Raw genomic sequence first — 21247 nt, 5'->3', positions numbered from 1 at the left:
TAGATTTTGTTAACAAGTAAAAAGAGCAGCTACTATTAACGGTAGTTGCTCTTTCTTTGTGTTTTAATTATTCACCAACAAAAAATTCAATTCGTTGTTGTAAATTTTTAAAGGTAACAGGACAATAATCACCAATTTCACCATCAAGGTTAACTGGCAACCTCTCTCCCTTGCTTTTACCCATTAATTCAATCTTTAAGCTACGTGTCTTGGTGTAAATAATGTCTGGGTCATCAACATGCTTGCCGTTTAATGCCAAAGCCATCAATTTCAGTAATTTTACTGGATCAGACGGCTTAACAATTATTAGTTGGAATAAACCATCACTTAGTTCAGCATCAGGCATTATTTGTTCAAAACCACCAATAGAATTAGTCATTCCGAGCAATAGCATTGAAAGCTTGCCCTCATACACGCCTTCATCATATGTCAGACGCAATTCATTTTCAGTTAAATGAGGCAACATTTCAGCACCTTTAATTAAATAGGCGGTATAACCCAGAGCAGACTTTACTTCTGAAGGAACTCCATAAGTTAATTCGGTTAGTGAGCCACAAGCTGCAATATTGACGAAATACTGAATATCTTTGGCAAAAGTCGCTTGACCAATGTCCATTTTACGAGTTTTATTTTTGAGAATAACTTTTGTCGCTTCGGCAATATCATTTCGTGGAATATGTAGAGCACGAGCATAATCATTAGTTGTACCGGCAGGAATAATTGCCATCTTAGGTCTTTTCTCTAAATAAGCAATGCCGTTTACTACTTCATTGATAGTGCCATCACCACCAGCGGCAACAATCAATTCAAAGCCTTCATTAGCTACACGGGTTGCTTCTTTTTGCGCACTCTGCTTTTCCGGCTTAGTTCTAAATGCACTTGCCTCATATCCAGCTTGTTCCAAAACGTCCAATATATCCGCGACATTTTTAGGCATCTGTTCGTGACCAGATACAGGATTATAGATCAATCTTGCTTTTTCAGTCATAATTTCTACCCTTATTATTTCAAAACTTACTTAACGCTTCTGCAATTCTTCATTCAGCAACTTATTAATTATCTTTGGATTGGCCTTGCCCCTGGTTTGTTTCATTAACTGACCGACAAGATAACCAATTGCCCGATCCTTACCATTCTTAAAGTCTTCTACCGATTGTGGGTTGTTATCAACAACTTCTTTAACCATAGGTGCCAAGACACTGGTATCAGATAACTGCACCATGCCCTTGTCTTCAACATACTTCTTAGGATCGGTACCATTAGCGATTGTCTCTGCAAAAACCTTTTTAGCAATCTTAGAAGAAATCGTGCCATCTTTAATCAACTTAATCATGGCAGCCAAATGCTCTGGTGTCAACTTAATATCAGCAAGTTCAACGCGATTATCATTCAAATAACCATTAACTTGGGTATTCATCCAATTGGCAGCAAGCTGAGGATCAGCTCCAGCAGCAACAGTTTGATCAAAGAAGTCTGAACTTTCTTTAGTTTGCAAAAGAACATTAGCATCGTATTTTTTCAGACCAAATTCATTCACGTATTGGTTGTATCGTTCTTCAGCTGAGCGTGGCAAAGTTGATTTGATTTCATCAATCCACTCTTGGCTGATATGATCAGGAGCAATATCAGGTTCAGGGAAGTAACGGTAATCTGCATCGCCTTCTTTGACACGTTCCAAAACAGTTTTACCAGTTGCTTCATCAAAACGACGAGTTGAAAGTTGCACGCGACCGCCGGAAAGGAGAACTTGTGCTTGCCGTTTTTCTTCATATGCCAAAGATTTACGCACATGTTCAAATGAGTTCAGGTTTTTCATTTCAACTTTAGTACCCAGCTCTTTTTGGCCAGCGGGTCTAATGGAAATATTGGTATCAACACGCATTGATCCCTCTTCCATCTTAACATCGGAAGCTCCTGTAAACTGAACAATTTTACGTAATTTTTCAAGGTAGGCGTATCCTTCATCAGGATCAGCAATTTCTGGCTCAGAAACAACTTCAAGTAAAGGAACACCTTGACGGTTTAAGTCAACGTAAGAATAACCGTTTGTACCGTGAGTATTCTTGCCGGCATCTTCTTCAATATGCATTTCATGAATTCCAATGCGCTTTTTCTTACCGTGAGATTCAATTTCAACATAACCATCACGAGCTAGTGGTTGGAAAAATTGGGTGATTTGGTAAGCCTTAGGGCTATCTGGGTAATAATAATTTTTCCGATCAAAATGAGTAGTTGGTAAAATATGAGCATGTGTGGCCAATGCAACCATAATTCCTAAGCGATAAACGTCTTTGTTAACGTAAGGTAAAACACCTGGCATTGCCCAATCAATTACATTTGTTTCCGTGTTGGGCTTTGCACCATAACTTACTGGTGAAGGTGAAAAAATCTTACTTTTAGTTTTTAATTCAAAGTGAACTTCGAACCCAATCGTTGATTTAAAATTCATCAGTTAATCCTCCATTCCAGTTGGTGTTTTTTCATAAAACTTATTAGTTCTTTCAATAAAGTCAGCTACTTGGAAAATACTGCCTTCATCGAATCTTTTGGCCATAATCTGCAGACCTACAGGCATTCCGTCAACTAAACCAGCTGGAACACTGGCAGCCGGTATTCCGGCTAAATTAGCTGAAATTGTCAAAATATCATTGTTGTACATTTTGATTGGATCGGAAATTTCACTACCGATGCCAAAAGCAGGAGTTGTCGTTGTTGGTCCCACAATAACATCATTTTCAGCGAAAATCTTATCGAATTCATCACAAATTAAAGTTCTCACTTTAGATGCTTGTCTAAAGAAACGATCATAAGAACCAGCTGAAAGTGCAAAGGATCCCAGCATAATCCGCCGTTTAACTTCTTCACCAAAACCCTCTGAACGAGATTTAACGTAAACATCTAGTAAGTTCTTAGTATTTTGAGCACGGTAGCCGTAACGAATCCCATCAAATCTTTGCAAGTTTGATGAAGCTTCACTTGAGGCAATGATATAGTAGTCGGGAACTGCATATTTTGTTAAAGGTAAGGATACTTCAGTGATAATAGCACCTGCTTTTTCCAGAGCATCAATTTGTTCTTGCAGAACAGCACGCATATCGCCATCAACTGCAGCCATATATTCTTTAACAACTGCTACATGCATCCCTTTAACATCTTGACCAATATACTTGGTAAAATCGGGAACTGCCCTAGTTGAAAGAGTAGAGTCGTGATCGTCACTACCTGCAATAACATTTAAAACTTGAGCCGAGGTTTTTGCTCGCTTACTCATCACACCGATTTCATCTAATGAAGAAGCAAATGCAATTAAACCCCAACGTGAAACTCGACCATATGTCGGCTTAATACCAAAAATACCGTTAAATGCAGAAGGCTGTCTGATTGAACCACCAGTGTCTGAACCTAAAGCAGCTACAACTTGTCCAGAAGCAACAGCAACAGCTGAACCGCCCGATGAACCACCCGGTACCTTATCCAGATTCCACGGATTATGAGTAATGCCAAAGTATGAATGTTCAGTAGAAGAACCCATCGCAAATTCATCCATATTGGTTTTGCCCACGAAAGTCACTTGTGCTTTTTTCAGCCTTTCAATAACCGTTGCATCATATACCGGAATATAATTATCCAAAATATGACTGGCAGCTGTGGTCTTAACACCATCAGTTATAATGTTATCTTTAATAGCAATTGGAATACCAGCAAGTTTATTTTGATCAAAATCAAGATTACTTGCAGGTTTGGCATCTTCTTGAACAGTAATCCAGGCATTCAACTTGTCATCTGTTTTTTTAATATTATCGATTGTATCTTGCGCTAATTTGTCTGCAGACAAAGTTCCTTGGGCAAGCTTTTCATTTAAAGAGTCAATATCTTCATTTAAATAATTCATTACTCGTCCTCATCCTTGTTAATAATTACTGGAACCTTAATGAAGCCATTGGCTTGATCAGGAACATTTTTCATTAATTCATCTCTGTCTTGCCAGTGTTCAGGCTTATCTTCTCTAAAAACAGTATCACGATCAACAACCTGAACTGTCTCCTTAACGCCATCGGTATTAACTTCTGACAATTGATCTGCCATATTAATAATTGAACTCATTTGTTCAGTTACTTTGCCGATATCTTTTTCATCAATTTCAAGTCGCGACAAAGTCGCAACGTGTTTAATTGTATCTTCTGTAATTTCCACGCAAATATACCTCCTTATTCGCCACCATAAATATGGACTTGATAACTACTATCCCCTGTTTCCTTGGCAACTAAAGCCTGGATGTCATTAACAGAGCCAATTTTAATTTCAATTGGCACGTTATTAGCTAAATACTTCTTTGCAGTTGATAAAACAAGTCTCGTGAAACTTTGTATTTGCTCATACCCATAAAACTGGGTAGTAATTGAAATATTTTCCTGAGCTAATTTACCATTTTCATATCGTAAAGTTGCCGTTACACCACTGATATTAGGGAAATAATTTTGAATAGATTCTTTAAAACTATTGAAACTGGAAGCATCACTGCTGTTGATTGCTTTTTTACCACCAACAGTAGGCAAAACTTCAGATTGAGTATTAATAGTTTTCCATTTAGTTATTTTACTACTATTAGCAGCCGCTGTCCCACTCAAAAAGTAAGTTCCAGCAACTAACGAATCCTTGCTTTCTTTAGCAAAAAGACCAACAGTGATTGGAATTTTCTTTAACGATTTTTTCTTCCGCAAGCGAGCTACGACTTGTTCAGCTGCTGCTTGGCCATATTGCTTTTGCTTTGCACGCGATATTTGGGCTTGATATTCAGGACCATCTTTTTTCTTTTGATAGTAATCAATAGAATTAAGAGCAAGACCAACGCTAATACCGCCAATATGATAATTCGAACCGGATCCTGTCAAAAAATCTTGTTCAAGTATTTCTTCTATGTAATACGGCTGATAATTTTTCTTAGTTCCAGCCTCAGGATTCAGACCATTGGGATTTGACTTTGACTTGCGCCCTAACCATTCATTAGCCATGTTGGCAGAAATATACTGACCTTCTTGAAAAACATAAGAATTGGTTGAATAAACACCCTTAGAAATCTGAACCAAACCTCGTTCTAATTCTCTGGTATCCACCGAATTATCATTATTAGTTGCTGTTAAACCAGATATTGGGCTAGTTACATAGTGTCCGTTTTTAAGCAAAACAGTATATCCATTGTTACCAGTATCAGTAGTCTGATAAGTTTTAGAATTGGAATTAGAAGATGTTTTGGCATTATTCGCCAAGTCAGAATTTTTCAAGTTTCCACAAGCCGTCAAACATAATGATATTCCTAAAAGCGCTAATATATGCAAGTATTTTTTCACTTTAAATGGTCCTTTATTTAACTTGAGCAATTGCTTCTTCCTCAGTCAATAATGGTACGCCCAGTTTCTGAGCCTTGGAGTATTTGGAACCAGCATCCTGACCATAAATGACATAGTCTGTTTTACCAGAAACAGAACTAGTTACTTTTGCACCTAAAGATTGCAATTTTTTAGTAAATTCACTTCTAGTATAGTGAGCCAAAGTCCCTGTTAAAACAACAGTCTTATCTTTAAAGTAATTATCTGGAATAGACTCAGTTTCTTCTGGACCCGCACCAAGATAATCCATATTAAGGCCGCTATTTTTAAGTTCATTGACTAACTCTACGACTTCATCCTGAGCAAAATAGGTTGTTAAAGATTCTGCAATTGTCATGCCTATTGTATCTATTGCAGCCACATCTTGCACGTCCGCAGCCATAATCTTTGCCATATTTTTAAACTTTTGTGCAATTAAACGAGCAGCTTTGGCACCAACATGATCAATACCCAGTCCCGTTAACAATAATTCCACTGAATTTCTTTTCGAATTATTAATTGCATTTAATAAATTGCTGATGGACTTATCCTTGAAATGATCTAGTTTTGCCAAATCAGATGCATTTAAATGGTATAAATCAGCCACATTATGTACCAGATCGTTCTTAATTAGCTGTCGCACAATTTTTGGTCCCAAACCATCAATATTCATCGCAGGTCTTGAGGCAAAATGAGTAATTCCTTCTTCAATTTGAGCAGGACAAGAAGGATTAACGCAGCGCAGTGCCACTTCATCTTTTAGATGGATCAGTTTTTCACCACACGATGGGCACGTTGTCGGAATTGGATACGGCTGGGCATCCTTAGGCCGTTTTGCTAGCACCACTTCTGAAATTTCAGGAATAATGTCACCCGCTTTATGCAGCATAACGGTATCACCAATGCGGACATCCTTTTGTTGCAATAAATCGGCGTTATGCAAAACAGCATGAGAAACTGTAGTACCAGCAAGTTGCACAGGATCCATGATAGCGGTAGGCGTTACGACACCAGTACGACCAACGGTCCATTTAATTTCATGAACCACAGTTTCCTGCTCTTCTGGTGGAAACTTATAAGCTATTTCCCACCGAGGCACTTTGACCGTGTTTCCCAGTTCTTGCTGTAAATCCAAGTCATCAACTTTTAAGACGATGCCATCAATGCCATAATCGAGTGAATTTCTTTTTGCAGTATATTCATCAATAAAAGCAAAAATGTCAGCCATTTTAGCAATTCTGCGGCCTGTTTGGTTGGTGTGAAAACCCAGCTGCGTCATTTTTTCAATAGCCTGATGTTGACTGGTAATCTCTGCTGGCGGATTAACCCAAGTATAAATAAACGTACTTAAATGTCGGTGCTTGGTAATGCTGGCATCTAATTGCCGCAAAGACCCGGCTGCTGCGTTACGGGGATTAGCAAAAGTTGTTTCGCCTTTTTCATCACGTTCTGCATTAAGCTTGGCAAAAGGCTCTTTGCCCATGTAACATTCGCCGCGTACTTCCGTTGTCAGTTTTTCTGGTAAAGTTTGGGGAATATCTGCAATATAACGAGCATTAGGAGTAACATCTTCACCTACTTGACCGTTACCTCTAGTTGAAGCTCTGGTTAATTTACCGTTAGTATACTCAAGTGCAATTGATAAACCGTCAATTTTTAATTCGACGTTATAAGCAACTTCATGACCAATCTGTTTTTGTACTCTGTCATCAAATTGCTGCAGTTCTTCTTTTGAAAAGACATCACCCATTGATAACATCGGAATTTCGTGATTAACCTTAGCAAACTGATTGTCAATCTGACCCCCAACCTTTTGGGTAATTGAATCTTGCGACACCAGTTGCGGAAATTCCTGTTCAAGTTCAACTAAACGATTATAGTTTTTATCATACACATTATCTTCAACTTCAGGTGTGTCATTTGTATAATATGCATTTGCCCAATCATCCAGTTTATCTCTCAGCGCAGCAACTTCTTTTCTGGCCTCATCAAGAGTTAAATCTGCCATTTTCTTCCTCCTGATTAAAAAATAGTATTTTTTTACTTCTACCTTAATTATACCTTTTTAATTGGTGCAAATGCTGCTAGAAGCCGCTTGATTCCTTTGCCACTAAATGCAATATCAAGCTCCATGTCTTCACCTTTACCGTTAACCTTAGTCACAACGCCTTTGCCCCAAGATTTATGTTCTACTTGATCACCGACATTCCATCCCTTTTTCTCAGCACCAACTGCACCAGCGGGTTTGATTTTAGGAGTGTAAACCTGTGCACGGGCTCGTTCATCGCTATTAGCAAAGGGAGCAGTTTGTGTCTGGTAATTGTCATTTGAGAAAGTAATTGGAACTGAATTTTCAATATCCAGATCATCTTGATCAATTTCTTCCAAAAATCTGGATGGCGGATTATTCTGCATTCGACCATACATCATACGTGAGTACGCATTTGTTAAAAACAGTTCACGCTTTGCCCTAGTAATACCCACATAAGCCAGTCTACGTTCTTCTTCCAGCTGATCATCTTCCATTAATGAACGTGATAAAGGAAAAAGTCCATCTTCCATCCCCACTAAAAAGACTACTGGAAATTCCAGTCCTTTGGCAGCGTGTAACGTCATTAATGCCACCTGATCATCATTATTAGCTAAATCATCCTGGTCGCTTAAAAGAGATACTTCCGCTAAAAAGTCACTAAGAGCATTTTCGGTCTCATCACTGTCGTCATTTTCTTCATATTCGTCATCAAAACGTTTCGTAACAGACAAAAATTCATCCAGGTTTTCTAGTCTGGTTTCAGCCTCAATTGTGTGTTCAGCTTTCAAGGCAGCAGTATAGCCAAAATCCTGCAGTATTTTTTCTGTTAGCCCGGTAACGCTATGATCTTTAGCAAAATTAATCGCATCGCGTAGTTTAGCGCCAAAATCACTCAGTTTGGCAGCTGCCCGTGTAGTTATGCCTGACATGGTAATGTGATCAAAAGCTCCTAGAATCGACAAATTATTTTCACGGGCAAAATCTAGAAAACGTCTGACACTAACTGGTCCAATACCACGTTTAGGGGTATTAATAATGCGGTTAAAACTCATTGAATCGCTCGGATTAGCAACCAATTTCAGATAAGCCATAATGTCCATGATTTCTTTTCTGTCATAGAACTTATGACCACCGACAATTTGGTAAGGCACGTTCGACTTTACGAATGACTCTTCGACTGTTCGAGACTGGGCATTAGTACGATATAAAACCGCAAAATCATGGTAAGAACGTTTTTTCTCTTCTACCTCTTCTTGAATTTTAGCAATAATAAAGTGCGCTTCATCGTCGCCACTTTGAGCACGGTAGTAAGTTACTTTTGCTCCTTCACCTTGGTCTGTCCATAATTTTTTAGCCTTACGGTTGCTATTATTCTTAATGACTGCGTTAGCGGCAGCCAAAATATGTCCAGTTGAACGGTAATTTTGTTCCAGCTTAACGGTTTGCACGCCTGCATCATGATAATCTTTTTCAAAATTCATGATATTTTCCATATTAGCGCCACGCCAACCATAGATAGACTGATCTGCATCTCCCACCACGCAAATATTTTTATATTGTGCAGCTAATGCATGACACAATTCATACTGGGCCTGGTTGGTATCCTGGTACTCATCAACCAGTAAATAACGAAACTTATTTTGGTAATAATGTAAAACAGCGGGATCGGTTTTAAACAGAACTAAAGTCTGCATGATCAAATCATCAAAGTCCATAATTTGATCATTCTTTAAGCGTTTTTGATATTCTTGATACACTTGCGCAGTTACTTTTTCAAAAGGTGAAGCAGCACTGGCAGAATATGCATCTGGAGTGAGTAAATCGTTTTTGCCATTAGAAATAGCAGACAAAATTCTGCGTGGCTCGTACATTTTAGGATTAATATTTTGTTCTTTTTGAATATGTTTAATTAAAGTGAGCTGTTCTGCCGAATCAGCAATCGAAAAATTACTGGTATAACCAATTTTTTCTGCGTCTCGCCGTAATATTCGCACACAAAGAGCGTGAAAAGTAGACATCCAAATACTGTCAGCCTGCTGTCCCAATAATTTATGCTCACGCTCTCTCATTTCAGTGGCAGCCTTATTGGTAAAAGTGATAGCCAAAATATTCCATGGCGCAATCCCTTTTTCAGCAACAAGGTAAGCAATTCTTCTGGTTAAAACAGAAGTTTTCCCTGAACCTGCTCCTGCAACCACTAATAATGGTCCTTCGGTGATTTGTACTGCCTTTTTCTGCTGTGGATTTAAACCTGCTAAAATTGATTCTGCGCTCATTTTGAATTCTTTCACCCCAAAAATTTTTTAACTATTCTATTGTACCAAAAATCATGACCATAATTTGAGTTGATTGCATTCTATTTATCAAAACGCGCAAGATCATACTCTTCGATTAACTTAATCAATTTGTCCGCATAATTGGGGTCAGTCGCATAGCCGTCTTTAACTAGAGCTCGAGCCTGCGTTTGATAGTTCTTAGCAGCTAAAACGTGACGATATTGTTTTGCGTCCCAGGTTGTCCCCTTTTGGAACAAGCGCGCATGAGCCCTTATAGAAGCTTCATAGGAATCATAGATTTGAAAGCGAGCTTTAACAACTATCCATTTACCTTTTTCAAACTCTTTGGTTTTAAGTACTGCCGAAGTATTAGGGTTATTTCCTTTAATGCCAAACAGATTATTGTATTTTTGTGAAAGGTCGCTTTTGCCATAGTCACTTTCAAGACAAGCCTGAGCGATAGTAATACTTGGCAAAAGGTCAAAGGATTTATCCACTTCTTTAGCTATCGGACCTATTTCTCTGATAAAAGCTTTGTGTTGCCTGATGATTTTCTGCCTGGCCTGTTCTCGAGCAAGCTGCTCCTGTCTAATCTGCTCTGATTGAATTGCCTGTCTGCGATAATAACGAAAAGTTGCAAAAGCAATAATCAATAAAAATAGAATTATAAATGTTCGAATGATGATCGCTGTATTAGATAGTTTCTTGCTTTTTCGTTTTCTCGCCATTTGTTTTCCCTTGCTTTAAAAATCTCTTCTTAAGTATAACCTCTCTTGGATATAAATTATGCAATGTAATTAATTTTTAAAATAAAAGTAGTAAGCTAACCTAACAATTTTGCTCATTTATAATTAAGTATACAAAAAAATGGAGCCAAAGCTCCATTAAAAAATGCGGGCAAGAAGACTCGAACTTCCACGATCTAAAAGCGATCACAAGATCCTTAGTCTTGCGCGTCTGCCATTCCGCCATGCCCGCAACACATTCAATACTATAACCCAAAATTAAATTTAACACAAGACTTTTCTTACTCATTTTAGCTAAAAAGCTTTAATTGACCATTTGCTCATTTACATACTTGGCATACAAACTGTGATTTTGCATTAATTCGTGGTGGGTGCCATGACCTGTAATTTTACCGTGCTCTACAAAATAAATTTGATCGGCATTAACTATTGTAGCCAGGCGGTGTGCAATAACCAAGGTTGTTCTATTGACCATTAGTTTATCAAGTGCTTGTTGCACCTTTCCCTCAGATTCTGAATCAAGGCTGGCAGTCGCTTCGTCCAGCATCAAAATTTTAGGATCACGCAAAAAGGCTCTGGCAATAGCTAAACGTTGTTTCTGACCACCAGATAATTTAATTCCCCGTTCACCAATTTCAGTCTCCATTTGATCAGGAAATTCCCGCACAAATTGATCGGCATAAGCCAATGCCAGTCCGTGCCAGAGATCATCGTCAGTCACATCTCTGGTTAAACCGTAAACCAAATTTTGCCGGATCGTTCCGGAAAAAATAGCGCTGTTCTGAGATACATAGCCTATTTGGGAGCGCCAATTTGCCAGGTCAATATCTTGAATATTCTCATCCCCAATAGTGAATTTGCCACTTTCAGGCTGATAAAAGCGTTCTAGTAAGGCAAAAATCGTAGATTTGCCACCACCACTAGGTCCCACAAAGGCAATTACAGAGTTGGGTTTTGAAACAAATGAAACAGATTGTAAAACGGGTTCGTTTTTAACATAACTAAAGCTAACGTTTTGTGCTGTCAATGTTTTATTACTCAAATCAAAAGTACGATGACTTAAATTTTTTTCAGGTTCAATTTGTAAAATTGCTTGTATGCGTTCAGTTGAACCCAAAGCTTTTTGTATCTGTGAAAAGAAAGTTGCAAAATTAGCAACTGGTGCAATCACGTTAAACAGATATAGTAAGAATGCTACAAGAGAACCACTGGTCAAAGAACCCTGACCTACGCGAATAATGCCAAATGCCAGAATGCCTGCAAAAGCCGCCATCATCAAAGTCATGATAATCGGCTGCAAAATAGCTTCAACACGAGCGTCCAATACGCCAATAGTAAAAATCTTCTTGATGCTGTGGTTACCCGATTCTTGTTCATACTTTTCGCCATTACTGGATTTAATTAAACGTACTTCAGACAATTTTTCACTGACATCACCGTTAAATTTAGCTGTTTCTGACTGCAATTTGCGACCAAGTCTGACCATAATGCGACCAATTGGCAATAAAATTACTACCACAATAGGAATTACAGTAAACATTAAGGTGGCCATTTGCCAATCCATCACAAATAAAATGATTAATGAGAAAAAGAGTTGAATTGCGCCAGTAATAAAGTTAGGGAATTGAGAAGCCAGCAAATCTTTAATAATTCCCGTATCATTAACCAAGCGAGAACTACTTTCACCTACTTTGGTAACATCAAAATACGTAACAGGTAACTTTAAAAGATGTCCCCATAAGCGTTCACGAAGGCTCTTAACTACACTTTCACCAAAATAGCGCAGAACAAATCCGCCAACTGTTCCTAAAATTAATTGTAGGACAAAAACAATGATAATAATAATTAAGCTCGAGTAATTAAAATTATCCCACTTGCTCGTATCCACTAATTCTCTTGTTAATAGTGGTAATACTAAATTTGCTACACTTGTGACCAGACTGAGAAACAGCCCTAGTGCAAATAACGATTTTTTAACATTCAAACTTCTTAGCAAGTTTAAAAAATCACTGAATTTAACACCTTGTGTTTTATCTTTAAGTGACTTGAATGCCATAAAAGATACCGGCTTTCCTTAGTTAGACTAAATAAAAGAGTTTTTCAATAATTGAAAAGCTCTTTATTTTATCTTGCTAATTATAATCATTCATTTTCATTATGCCAGAATTTGCGCCAAAAGTCCCTATCATATTTATGCATCTTATCATAATTGTAACAATTTTTGGTAAAATCACCTGGTTCAAAGTCATGATGGCAGTGATGCGCCCTATACATGTGGCGGCACATATCTCGCATATCAGACCTGGAGAAGTCATGGTCTGCAGCATATTTACGCCATTTTTTAATCCTTTCCATACGGTAGGCAGGATCAACAAAATCAGTGGCTTTTTCCTTAAAATCTTCATCCCAGCCAGCAGCAATTTTTCGCAGATATTGACCAAATTGCTCCTGCTCTTCCGCAGTCAAACCGGCAAAGAAAGGCTCGGTATCTTGCTTGTCTTTTAATTCAGCCAGCTTGGCAGCCTTTTCTTTCCCAGCTGCTGTGAGATAAACACGTTTAACTCGTTTGTCCTGCTCATCAACTTCACGTGAGATATCTCCTTTTAGTTCCATTTTTTTCAATAATTCAGCTAAAGACCCAGGTTTCAAAGCCAAAATTTCAGCTAAATAATTTTGGGTTAAACCGTCTTCCAGCTTTAAAACAGCCAATACCCGTTTTTGTCCCGATATCGGTTCTTTGTTTTGAAACATATAGTAACGACTAGCCCGCAAAATAAAATGAAGTTGTTCCATTAATTGATCACTTGCTTGACTCATAATTAAGTTCCTTTAAATAAAAAGTTAGGTACCTAATATAATTTACAATTAAATTATAGTTTGATACCTAACAGTTTGTCAAACAAAATGTCAAAATAAATTTTATTATTTTATCTATAACTGACTAATCTTAACCTGCCGCCGCATTTGCCACAGCCATAACGACGTACATTAACGCGCCGAACCCGCACAAACTGTTGACCGCATATAGTGCAAACATACAAATATTTTGCTTTTCTTTTGCGTTTAAGACCTATGTCCGGGGCATACCGTGAACCACCTACTCTATCAAGCAAAACCTTGAAATCTTGATCTTTGTGGCGATATCCTTTATGAGTTAAGTGCAAATGATAATGCGTCAGTTCGTGCTTAATTATGCCAATCAATTCTTGATAATATTGCGGCACTAAAAAATGCGCATTAATTTCAATGTGGTGATCATCCAAATGATACCGACCACCAGTTGTTGTCATGCGCTTATTAATTTTTACTTGGTGCTTAAACTGTCTGCCAAAAAATTGGCAAGAAACATTTTCCACCAATTTTTGCAACTCTTCTTCCGTCATGTTACCTGAAAAATCTGGCATAAAGAGCTGCCTCTTTTTTTGTCTTAATCCTGACTTTAAGAGCTGTGACTAACTTTCTTTTTAACGGTTTGGCACCTTCCATCCACGTACCAGTAAACACATGAATAGTTTTTGATTGTGCTGACGGATTACAAAGAACGCCATCAGGATAAACATGTATGCCTTCCTGCAATTGCTGTTCTTTGTTATTGGGCTGAGCACCATACTTATTTTTTAAAATGTCAGACACCGATACAGTATTGACTCCCGCCAATTGGTCCTGCTTATCAAATGTAAAATCACGGTCATCATAATAAGAAAGCATGTCCTTAATTAATGGATGACCTTTTTCGGCGCCAAATACTGCTGTGAAGGGATTCTCCTTATTTTCAAAACCGACAAAAGCTTTATTATTTAACAAATCGTGTAAATTATCCAAGACTAAAACATCAGTATCCATATAGATACCGCCCATTTCATAGACTGCTTTAGCTCGAATGTAATCTGAAACAAAGGCCCATTTTTTAGCTTGATATGCTTGTTCTACATATTTATTTTCGTGAATATCAAAATTGTGTTCGTTCCATTCAATAATTTGATAATCCTGCAAGTGCTTTGACCAGGTCTTCATGCAACGCTGAATATTTTGTGGTTTAGGGTTGCCCCCCACCCACACATAGTGAATTATTTTGGGAATCATATTTAACCTCTAGTAAAAAATTTCTTTAATAGCAAAATTATGTCTTGATTAAAGTCTAGTTTCAACAAGAACATTAGAGCGATATACAAAACAAACATAATGATTGATTTGACTAGCATATTAAGAAATGCTGATGAAAACAATTGTGGCAAAAGCATCCCCGCTGTCAAAACAATAATTGCAATTAGGAAATATTTAGGAATTTCACGAAAAGAATATTTAAAATCATAGCCATCACGAACAATCCATAGTCGTAAAAGCAAAACTATAAACTCAGTTATCAAAATTGCAATCATTGCTCCCGTTGCACCGTACAGTTGATCCAAAAAGTAGCTTAATACTACTTCTAAAATAGCTCCCACTATAACGGGAATAGCATAATCTCGGTCTCGATGATTGGCAAGGGCAAATTGATTGGCAAAAACCCCACCAGTTGGAATCATTATGATAGTCAAAGTGAAGAAAAACATTAACGGCGTCATCGGGATAAATTTATGTCCAAAAAAGAAAGGCACAAATTCTTTAGTATTCGCCATAATAATAACTGCAAATAATGTCCCTAGCATCACTGTCGCTTCCAGGGATTTTTTTAAAACTATTCGTTGTTCTTTTTTACCTTCACCCGCCATTTTAGGCATAATCACTAAGGAAATACTGGTTACAATTCCCAAAACCATGTTAGAAATTCTTTGGGAGTTGTCATAAAAGGCAACCTGCGTCGAATTTTGAAAGAGGCCCAAGATAGGTTTATCGAGAGAAGTATAAATTTGGGTGGCAATTTGCGGAATCAAGAGAGTAATAATTGCTTTAACAGTCGCGCGATATTGATAAAAGTGTTTGACCGGCCCACCAACATAGCGGTGAATGTCAAACCAAAAGACAAATGACCCTAACATAGTTGAAGCCGACATAATCAACATATACTTCCAAAGATCACCCGGATTTTTAACCCATAATAAAATCAATATAACAGATACTAGCTTAACGGCAGTATTTTTTAAAACCACCCGGCCAAAATCGGCCAGTCCCTGAAAGAACCAGGAAATATCCACTTGAGCTGAAATAAGATATGGCACCATTAATAACAAATATTGACCGTACTTAATATGGAAAAAACTGGTAACAACAATCACTATCACTATTGTGACGAATCCTGCTATGGCCTGAAAGTACCACAATCCCCAAAACGCTTTGGTTAAATCTTGACCACTGCCAAAAGCTCTAATCTGCGAAATGGTCCTCATACCAATATATGACACAGACAGAGTACAGAATATCATTAAGAACTGAACAATATTATTCACATTACTATAAATACCATATGTTTTAGGGCCCAAAATTCGGGAAAGGTAAGGCACGGTTATTAGTGGTACTAATACCAAAAATATTTGGTAAACCGCATTATATAGAATGTTTAAAAATGTTCTTTTCACAACTTACCCTCTATTTTTAACAATTTAAATACATTTTCACAGTTTGAATCGGTCTGCACTTCATTAGTTAGATTTAGCCAGTAGTGCCGCTTCTGACTGAATTGATCTGGCATTACAAGTGCCTTAATAAGTTCCTGCTGTGTTTTCACGCACACTCCAGGCACAATTTCTTCATAAGGTCCCATTAAAAGTCCCCTTTTTTTTTCGTATTGCCGCAAATAATTGGTAATAAATATGATTGGTTTGTCAATATTTAAATAATCAAAATAAATCGAAGAATAATCAGTAATTAAAAAGTCTGTATTACCTAAAAGTTCATATAAATCAATATCAAGTTGATACAAATAGTCGTTATTGAGAAAGGCAATATTTGAAAAGCTGCTCCGCAAGTGTTTAAACAGATTCATTTCATAGGGATGCAACTTTACTATTAAATACTGATGGTTCTTTTTTAAAGAATTATTCAGCTTCACAGCATCAAAATCAGGCAATGCAAAGAAATTACCCTGCTCAACTTGAGTCATAATTTGTCGATCATCCATCTCATAACGAAAAGTTGGCATGTATATTCCAATTTGAGCACCATCATCTTCAGCTTTGAATAAGTCAGTTAATAGTTTCTTTTTACTAATAGCAGGATTTTTCAAGGCATCAAGACGAGGAAACCCAGTTTTTCGATATTTGTTAGTTTCAATCGCGCAGCAGGCACTCATTAGACTTTCATATAAATCACTGCTTGAGCAAACAACGTCAGCATTTTTTTGCCATAAATTAGCATTACGCTGATCAGTTTTAAGACTAGTATTATTAGCCATAAATCCCATACGCTTGAGGGGAATACCATGCCAGAACTGAATATTGATTTGTCTAGCATGAACTTTAAATGGCTGGTGTGTCGTTATTACAAACTTTGCTGCACCAATTTGGCGCCAAGTTTTTAAAGATAAATGTGAAGACGGCCAGGGCTCTACAAGGGTAACCTCGTATTCGGGATGATTCTTATACAAATATTTACCAAACAAATAACCATTTGACCCTGATCTACCTGCGCCATTAAGAATCACCACTTTATTATCTTGCACTGGTGTAAAACGGGCAATTAACTTCATTGCCGCTAAATATAAACGAAACAAAAAATTTTTCATTATTCAACTTCCCAATTTTTTACATAGTATAAGGGTACAGAAAAAGCCTGAGAGAACTCAAGCTTTTTTGCTTTATTTTTTAGTTTTTTAATGATTATGACTAATAAATAACTATATTAGCTGTTATTTTTCAGCAATTTACATTACTCACACAATTTGCCACAATTAAAATATATTTATTAGAAACTTTAAGAAAGAGCAAAAATGAACACTGAAAATATAGTACCAAATAAAGTTTTAGCACTTTATCTGGCACTTTTTTACCTTTGGTGGACTGTCGAAGAGCTGCAAATTGGGACTATACAGTAATATTTTGTCATAAGTCCTATTGAGACTATCAGTTAAATTTATTACTCGGAGCATTCCCACATTTTTTTAGTTAAGAAGTATTCGCCTCAAGTAAAATTCGAATACCCACAACTAGTCAAGAAACATTTCCGTCTTTTTAATATATTGCCAGGGGCTCTTTATGATCTGGCTTCGGATAAGCTTGTTCCAAAACTTGTAAGTCTTCCGGAGTTAACTCAATATCTAACGCTTTCAGATTAGATAATAAGTGCTTTGAACTACTACTTTTTGGTATCGCCATAACATCTGGTTGTTGCATTACCCAAGCAAGCAAAATTTGATAAGGACTTGCCTCATGTTCTTCAGCAACTTGTAAAACCGCCTGGTTTTTCATCATTGTGCTGCCCATTTTTGGTCCACGTCCTAAAGGACTATAAGCAATTAATGGAACGTGATGCTCTCTTTGCCAAGGTAAAAGACTGAATTCAATTCCCCTAGTCTCCAAATTATACAAATCCTCATTAACAACGCAGTTCTGACCATTTGGCACCTGCCAGAGTTCCTCCATATCATCTATGTCGAAGTTTGATACTCCCCAGGCACGAATAAGTCCTTCATCTTGCAGTGACTGCAGTTCTGAAACTGTCTCTAACAGAGGAACCATTCCGCGCCAATGATAAAGGTACAGATCTAAATAATCAGTTTGCAGCCTCTTAAGACTAGCTGCCAAACTTTGCCGCATTTTATGTGCAGAAGCATTTTGAGGCAATACTTTAGATATTAAAAAAATTTGTGATCTTTGATAAGGCTTTATCGCCTCACCAACTAGTTCTTCCGAATGACCATTGCCATACATCTCGGCCGTGTCAATCACTGTTAAGCCAGCATCAAGTCCTGAACGAATAGCTGTTATTTCTTCTTCTCTGACTTCTGGGTCATCCCCCATTTCCCAAGTACCAATACCTAAAGCTGGCAGAACTTGATTATTGATAGTAACATTTTTCATAAGCAACCTCCTTATGATTCTATCTAAATTATTGTGCATATATATATAATTATATAAGTGAAAATAAACAAAATTTTAATAGCATCCACTTATGGATTTTCCAATCTCGATATAATTAATTGTAACACATGTTCCACTAGTCTATATTTGTGTAAATTCACCTTTAAGTTAAGGTATCAGAATCTTATAGAGTAGTTATACAAAAATATCATGTTTTGCTTTTCACAAGCTTGGGGATTGTATTTTTATGATTGGCAATATAAAATCAAAAATAAAAAGGTGAATTTCAATGACAAATAATTTAACAAATTCATTTCATTTATCTGGTAAAAAATGGTTATTAATATTATTATCGAACATAATTGCATATTGCTGTTTGATAATGCCTGGTATACAAGTTCCAGACTATTTAGTCTTTGATGAAAATCATCCCTCTTTAGCAGCTGTATGTTTTCAGCTATTAATTGTAACCATTTTTTTAGTAATTCAAATAATCGGTGTACAAATTGCTACTGGTAAAAAATGGCATCATTTATTTCATGTACCACATGCTAAAGAATGGCTTTGGATTCTTGTTTTCTTTGTCTTTGCCTATTTCATATCTGTGTTATCAGGAACAATTTCTCAAAAATTATTTGGTTCTGTTTCGGGTAATGCAGCTGCAGGATTGACTATGAAGACGCCTCATGTTTGGCCAATTTTTCTCTATCAACGTTTAAGCAGTGCTATCCAAATATTGGGCGAAGAATTTTTAGCAATTATGCCTTTATTAGCTGTTACCCAATTAGCTGATTCTTGCCATATGCCTCACCCACTATTTTGGGGTAATATTGCCTCTGCCCTGATTTTTTCTTTACTTCATCTTTCTACTTATGACTATAATTTAGGCTATGTTATTTTAGGTTTGGCTTTTACACGCCTAGTTTTAAACTGGGCTTTTATAAAAACACATAATATTTGGATCAGTTTTTTAGTCCACTTCTTATTTGATACATTAGCCTTTTTAATTTTATTATTAGCAACTAAGTAAACAAATATACTCAAATTAATTTCAAGTCATAACTGTAGTTTTTTCTAGTTATGATTTTTATTTTAGGCGTAATCAAATCACTTTATAAACATGAATATTTTATCTGCAGTCCTTAATGTGTTCTATATGACAGTTCAATATTTCTTACCTGTCTACTATGAAATATACAATCATTTTAACTTAACGTCTGCAGTAATTATAAGAACATTAGCAAATTGTTGGAATTTACTTATTACTTGTCTTGTTACTTAATGTGATAATTGTTACAATTAGACACAAATAGCCATTATTGATATTTAAAGAGTTGAGTTAAGGTGGGTGGCCAAAATGAGTGGTAATGTTGAACAGAGAATCTTAACAGCTTTCTCACAATTATTGATTCACAATGGTTATCAAAGAACCACTACTAAAAGAATTGCTCAAGTCGCTCAAGTTAATGAAAGTACCTTGTTCAGGCATTTTAAAGACAAACGTGGCATTTTACAGCAACTGATATCTAAGTATCGTGATGATATTCAAATGATCAATAAAAATTATCAGTTAGTTGGCGATTTAGATAAGGATATTATGAATTTTTCCATTATCTATCAAAATTTTATAAAGCAACATCTAGCTTTGTTTTTAACTGGTATTCGTGAATCTCAAAATTTGCCAGAACTGCAAACAGTGATTAAAAATCTTCTCGATTTAATCAGAAAAATTTTAGCTGAAAAGTTTGAACAAATGCAAAAAACAGGAGAAATTGCTCAAGATATTGATAAAAATGTTGAAATTGATAATTTAGTTTTACTCAATTTAGGTCAAGCTATTATGCAGCATTCCTTTCCTAATTGTGTTTTTCAAACTCAGCCACATGCTTTTGTACAAAATAATATTCGTACCTACTCTCAACATTTAAAGCCTAAAAAATAATAAAACGACCAGATGAATTCATTTCAACTGATCGTTTTTAAATATTGAAAAGTTTTTAAAATACAATTACTTTTTGTGGTTAAAATAAATATTGCTGTCATTTTTGGAGTCGATAGTATAAACCATTTTATCTCCTCTTACAACATAATGAGAAAATTCCAGCGGCTGATCAAACTGATTGTAAACAGTCTTGTTTACATCAAAAAGTGGTACTACATTAGTTAATGCCAGTAATCTAGCTTGTTCACTACTGGGTAGGATAGTGCTGATTTCGCGATATGAACTTGCTAAAGTTTCATGGTACTTATCTGCTAGGTATTGGTATAGTGAGGTATCTTCATGAATATTTGTAAGTAATTCCGGAAAGCGTTCAGCTGATAGCCAGGCTTCATCAATTGCCATAGGCTCATTTCCTGTTTGAGAAATTCTTTTAATATAAACTAAATCTGCTGGCTCAGACAGTTGCAAAATCTTAGCAATTTGAGAATTTTGTAAAATTTCTCTTTTTAAAATAATCTTTTTATTTGTTTTAGAGCGAGACTCAGAAAATTCAGAGAATCCTTCAATTTGTTCCAATCTTCCCCTCATTTTTTTGACATTGACATAGGAGCCTTTCCCCTGGATAGTAACTACTAATCCTTCATCAGTCAATAATTTCAGAGCTTTACGCACTGTTATTCTGCTAACCTGATATTGTTGACACAAATATTGTTCACTCGGTAATTTTTCATCAGTTTTCAAAATGTTTTGCTGAATCTTTTGTTTGATATCTAAGTAGATTTTTTTGTAAAGTGGTACACCAGCTATTGTTTTGACAGAATTCATTATCACACTTCCTTAACTATTCAATATTACTAAATTAAAATAAAAATAACAAACTCAAAGATTAGTATAACAGTCATTTAAAATTATAACTGTATGAAAAGTTTG

The 21247-nt window shown here is 36.4% G+C and carries 18 protein-coding genes and 1 tRNA gene; 2 read left to right on the top strand and 17 right to left on the bottom strand.

All coding sequences use genetic code 11. The features are described from left to right. Window positions 1-67 precede the first annotated feature (67 nt). The 16 genes from JF75_RS03150 to JF75_RS03075 form a co-directional block, all read right to left on the bottom strand. Complete coding sequence (locus JF75_RS03150; protein WP_046331794.1) at window positions 68-988, bottom strand: diacylglycerol kinase family lipid kinase; 921 nt, start codon at window positions 986-988, stop codon at window positions 68-70. Window positions 989-1018: 30 nt separating this feature from the next. Then, on the bottom strand, window positions 1019-2449 hold the full coding sequence (gene gatB, locus JF75_RS03145; protein ID WP_046331793.1) for an Asp-tRNA(Asn)/Glu-tRNA(Gln) amidotransferase subunit GatB: 1431 nt from the start codon (window positions 2447-2449) through the stop codon (window positions 1019-1021). Window positions 2450-2452: 3 nt separating this feature from the next. Continuing rightward, entirely contained in the window at window positions 2453-3892 is a 1440-nt protein-coding gene (gene gatA / locus JF75_RS03140; RefSeq protein WP_045927722.1) for an Asp-tRNA(Asn)/Glu-tRNA(Gln) amidotransferase subunit GatA, read from the bottom strand. Next, window positions 3892-4194, bottom strand: a complete 303-nt coding sequence (gatC, locus tag JF75_RS03135; RefSeq protein WP_045927721.1) for an Asp-tRNA(Asn)/Glu-tRNA(Gln) amidotransferase subunit GatC — start codon at window positions 4192-4194, stop codon at window positions 3892-3894. The genes gatA and gatC overlap by 1 nt, the downstream gene beginning before the upstream one ends. Window positions 4195-4208: 14 nt before the next feature. Further along, window positions 4209-5348 (bottom strand): CamS family sex pheromone protein, encoded by a 1140-nt coding sequence (locus JF75_RS03130; RefSeq protein WP_034977775.1) that lies wholly within the window; start codon window positions 5346-5348, stop codon window positions 4209-4211. 13 nt (window positions 5349-5361) lie between these two features. After that, the gene (ligA, locus tag JF75_RS03125) at window positions 5362-7374 is read right to left on the bottom strand and encodes an NAD-dependent DNA ligase LigA (protein WP_046331792.1); all 2013 of its coding nucleotides are present in this window, start codon (window positions 7372-7374) and stop codon (window positions 5362-5364) included. 47 nt (window positions 7375-7421) lie between these two features. After that, window positions 7422-9674, bottom strand: coding sequence for a DNA helicase PcrA (gene pcrA / locus JF75_RS03120; RefSeq protein WP_046331791.1), 2253 nt, complete (start codon window positions 9672-9674; stop codon window positions 7422-7424). 80 nt (window positions 9675-9754) lie between these two features. Then, window positions 9755-10402 carry a glycoside hydrolase family 73 protein gene (locus JF75_RS03115; protein ID WP_046331790.1) on the bottom strand — a complete coding sequence of 216 codons (648 nt, stop codon included), beginning with the start codon at window positions 10400-10402 and terminating at the stop codon, window positions 9755-9757. A 164-nt stretch (window positions 10403-10566) separates the two neighbouring features. Then, window positions 10567-10652, bottom strand: a tRNA-Leu gene (locus JF75_RS03110). 72 nt (window positions 10653-10724) lie between these two features. Then, window positions 10725-12476 (bottom strand): ABC transporter ATP-binding protein, encoded by a 1752-nt coding sequence (locus tag JF75_RS03105; protein ID WP_046331789.1) that lies wholly within the window; start codon window positions 12474-12476, stop codon window positions 10725-10727. A gap of 86 nt (window positions 12477-12562) precedes the next feature. Continuing rightward, entirely contained in the window at window positions 12563-13237 is a 675-nt protein-coding gene (locus tag JF75_RS03100; RefSeq protein WP_046331788.1) for a MarR family winged helix-turn-helix transcriptional regulator, read from the bottom strand. Between the two features lie 110 nt (window positions 13238-13347). Beyond that, complete coding sequence (locus JF75_RS03095) at window positions 13348-13803, bottom strand: SprT family protein (protein WP_046332924.1); 456 nt, start codon at window positions 13801-13803, stop codon at window positions 13348-13350. 1 nt (window position 13804) lies between these two features. Beyond that, on the bottom strand, window positions 13805-14503 hold the full coding sequence (locus JF75_RS03090; RefSeq protein ID WP_046331787.1) for a glycosyltransferase family 32 protein: 699 nt from the start codon (window positions 14501-14503) through the stop codon (window positions 13805-13807). 2 nt (window positions 14504-14505) lie between these two features. Beyond that, on the bottom strand, window positions 14506-15936 hold the full coding sequence (locus tag JF75_RS03085; RefSeq protein WP_046331786.1) for an oligosaccharide flippase family protein: 1431 nt from the start codon (window positions 15934-15936) through the stop codon (window positions 14506-14508). Beyond that, window positions 15933-17081 (bottom strand): CDP-glycerol--glycerophosphate glycerophosphotransferase, encoded by a 1149-nt coding sequence (locus JF75_RS03080; protein WP_046331785.1) that lies wholly within the window; start codon window positions 17079-17081, stop codon window positions 15933-15935. The genes JF75_RS03085 and JF75_RS03080 overlap by 4 nt, the downstream gene beginning before the upstream one ends. A gap of 445 nt (window positions 17082-17526) precedes the next feature. Next, on the bottom strand, window positions 17527-18375 hold the full coding sequence (locus tag JF75_RS03075) for an aldo/keto reductase (protein ID WP_046331784.1): 849 nt from the start codon (window positions 18373-18375) through the stop codon (window positions 17527-17529). A gap of 289 nt (window positions 18376-18664) precedes the next feature. On the opposite strand from JF75_RS03075, the gene JF75_RS03070 reads away from it, so the two are divergent. After that, window positions 18665-19405, top strand: coding sequence for a CPBP family intramembrane glutamic endopeptidase (locus tag JF75_RS03070; protein ID WP_046331783.1), 741 nt, complete (start codon window positions 18665-18667; stop codon window positions 19403-19405). Window positions 19406-19732: 327 nt separating this feature from the next. Further along, window positions 19733-20317, top strand: a complete 585-nt coding sequence (locus tag JF75_RS03065; RefSeq protein WP_046331782.1) for a TetR/AcrR family transcriptional regulator — start codon at window positions 19733-19735, stop codon at window positions 20315-20317. Window positions 20318-20383: 66 nt separating this feature from the next. Here the strand turns inward: JF75_RS03065 and JF75_RS03060 are convergent, their stop codons facing one another. Further along, the gene (locus JF75_RS03060) at window positions 20384-21142 is read right to left on the bottom strand and encodes a GntR family transcriptional regulator (protein WP_046331781.1); all 759 of its coding nucleotides are present in this window, start codon (window positions 21140-21142) and stop codon (window positions 20384-20386) included. Window positions 21143-21247 lie beyond the last annotated feature (105 nt).

It is taken from the genome of Lactobacillus kimbladii (assembly GCF_000970755.1).
GTDB lineage: Bacteria > Bacillota > Bacilli > Lactobacillales > Lactobacillaceae > Lactobacillus > Lactobacillus kimbladii.
The sequence above is the reverse complement of the archived record's forward strand: the minus strand, read 5'-3'. Positions and strand labels throughout refer to the sequence as shown.

Bases quoted from the DNA above. Each gene is read 5' to 3' on its own strand.
- JF75_RS03150 (WP_046331794.1), bottom strand. From the start codon at position 988: ATGACTGAAAAAGCAAGATTGATCTATAATCCTGTATCTGGTCACGAA.
- gatB (WP_046331793.1), bottom strand. From the start codon at position 2,449: ATGAATTTTAAATCAACGATTGGGTTCGAAGTTCACTTTGAATTAAAA.
- gatA (WP_045927722.1), bottom strand. From the start codon at position 3,892: ATGAATTATTTAAATGAAGATATTGACTCTTTAAATGAAAAGCTTGCC.
- ligA (WP_046331792.1), bottom strand. From the start codon at position 7,374: ATGGCAGATTTAACTCTTGATGAGGCCAGAAAAGAAGTTGCTGCGCTG.
- pcrA (WP_046331791.1), bottom strand. From the start codon at position 9,674: ATGAGCGCAGAATCAATTTTAGCAGGTTTAAATCCACAGCAGAAAAAG.
- JF75_RS03115 (WP_046331790.1), bottom strand. From the start codon at position 10,402: ATGGCGAGAAAACGAAAAAGCAAGAAACTATCTAATACAGCGATCATC.
- JF75_RS03105 (WP_046331789.1), bottom strand. From the start codon at position 12,476: ATGGCATTCAAGTCACTTAAAGATAAAACACAAGGTGTTAAATTCAGT.
- JF75_RS03100 (WP_046331788.1), bottom strand. From the start codon at position 13,237: ATGAGTCAAGCAAGTGATCAATTAATGGAACAACTTCATTTTATTTTG.
- JF75_RS03095 (WP_046332924.1), bottom strand. From the start codon at position 13,803: ATGACGGAAGAAGAGTTGCAAAAATTGGTGGAAAATGTTTCTTGCCAA.
- JF75_RS03090 (WP_046331787.1), bottom strand. From the start codon at position 14,503: ATGATTCCCAAAATAATTCACTATGTGTGGGTGGGGGGCAACCCTAAA.
- JF75_RS03080 (WP_046331785.1), bottom strand. From the start codon at position 17,081: ATGAAAAATTTTTTGTTTCGTTTATATTTAGCGGCAATGAAGTTAATT.
- JF75_RS03075 (WP_046331784.1), bottom strand. From the start codon at position 18,375: ATGAAAAATGTTACTATCAATAATCAAGTTCTGCCAGCTTTAGGTATT.
- JF75_RS03070 (WP_046331783.1), top strand. From the start codon at position 18,665: ATGACAAATAATTTAACAAATTCATTTCATTTATCTGGTAAAAAATGG.
- JF75_RS03065 (WP_046331782.1), top strand. From the start codon at position 19,733: ATGAGTGGTAATGTTGAACAGAGAATCTTAACAGCTTTCTCACAATTA.
- JF75_RS03060 (WP_046331781.1), bottom strand. From the start codon at position 21,142: ATGAATTCTGTCAAAACAATAGCTGGTGTACCACTTTACAAAAAAATC.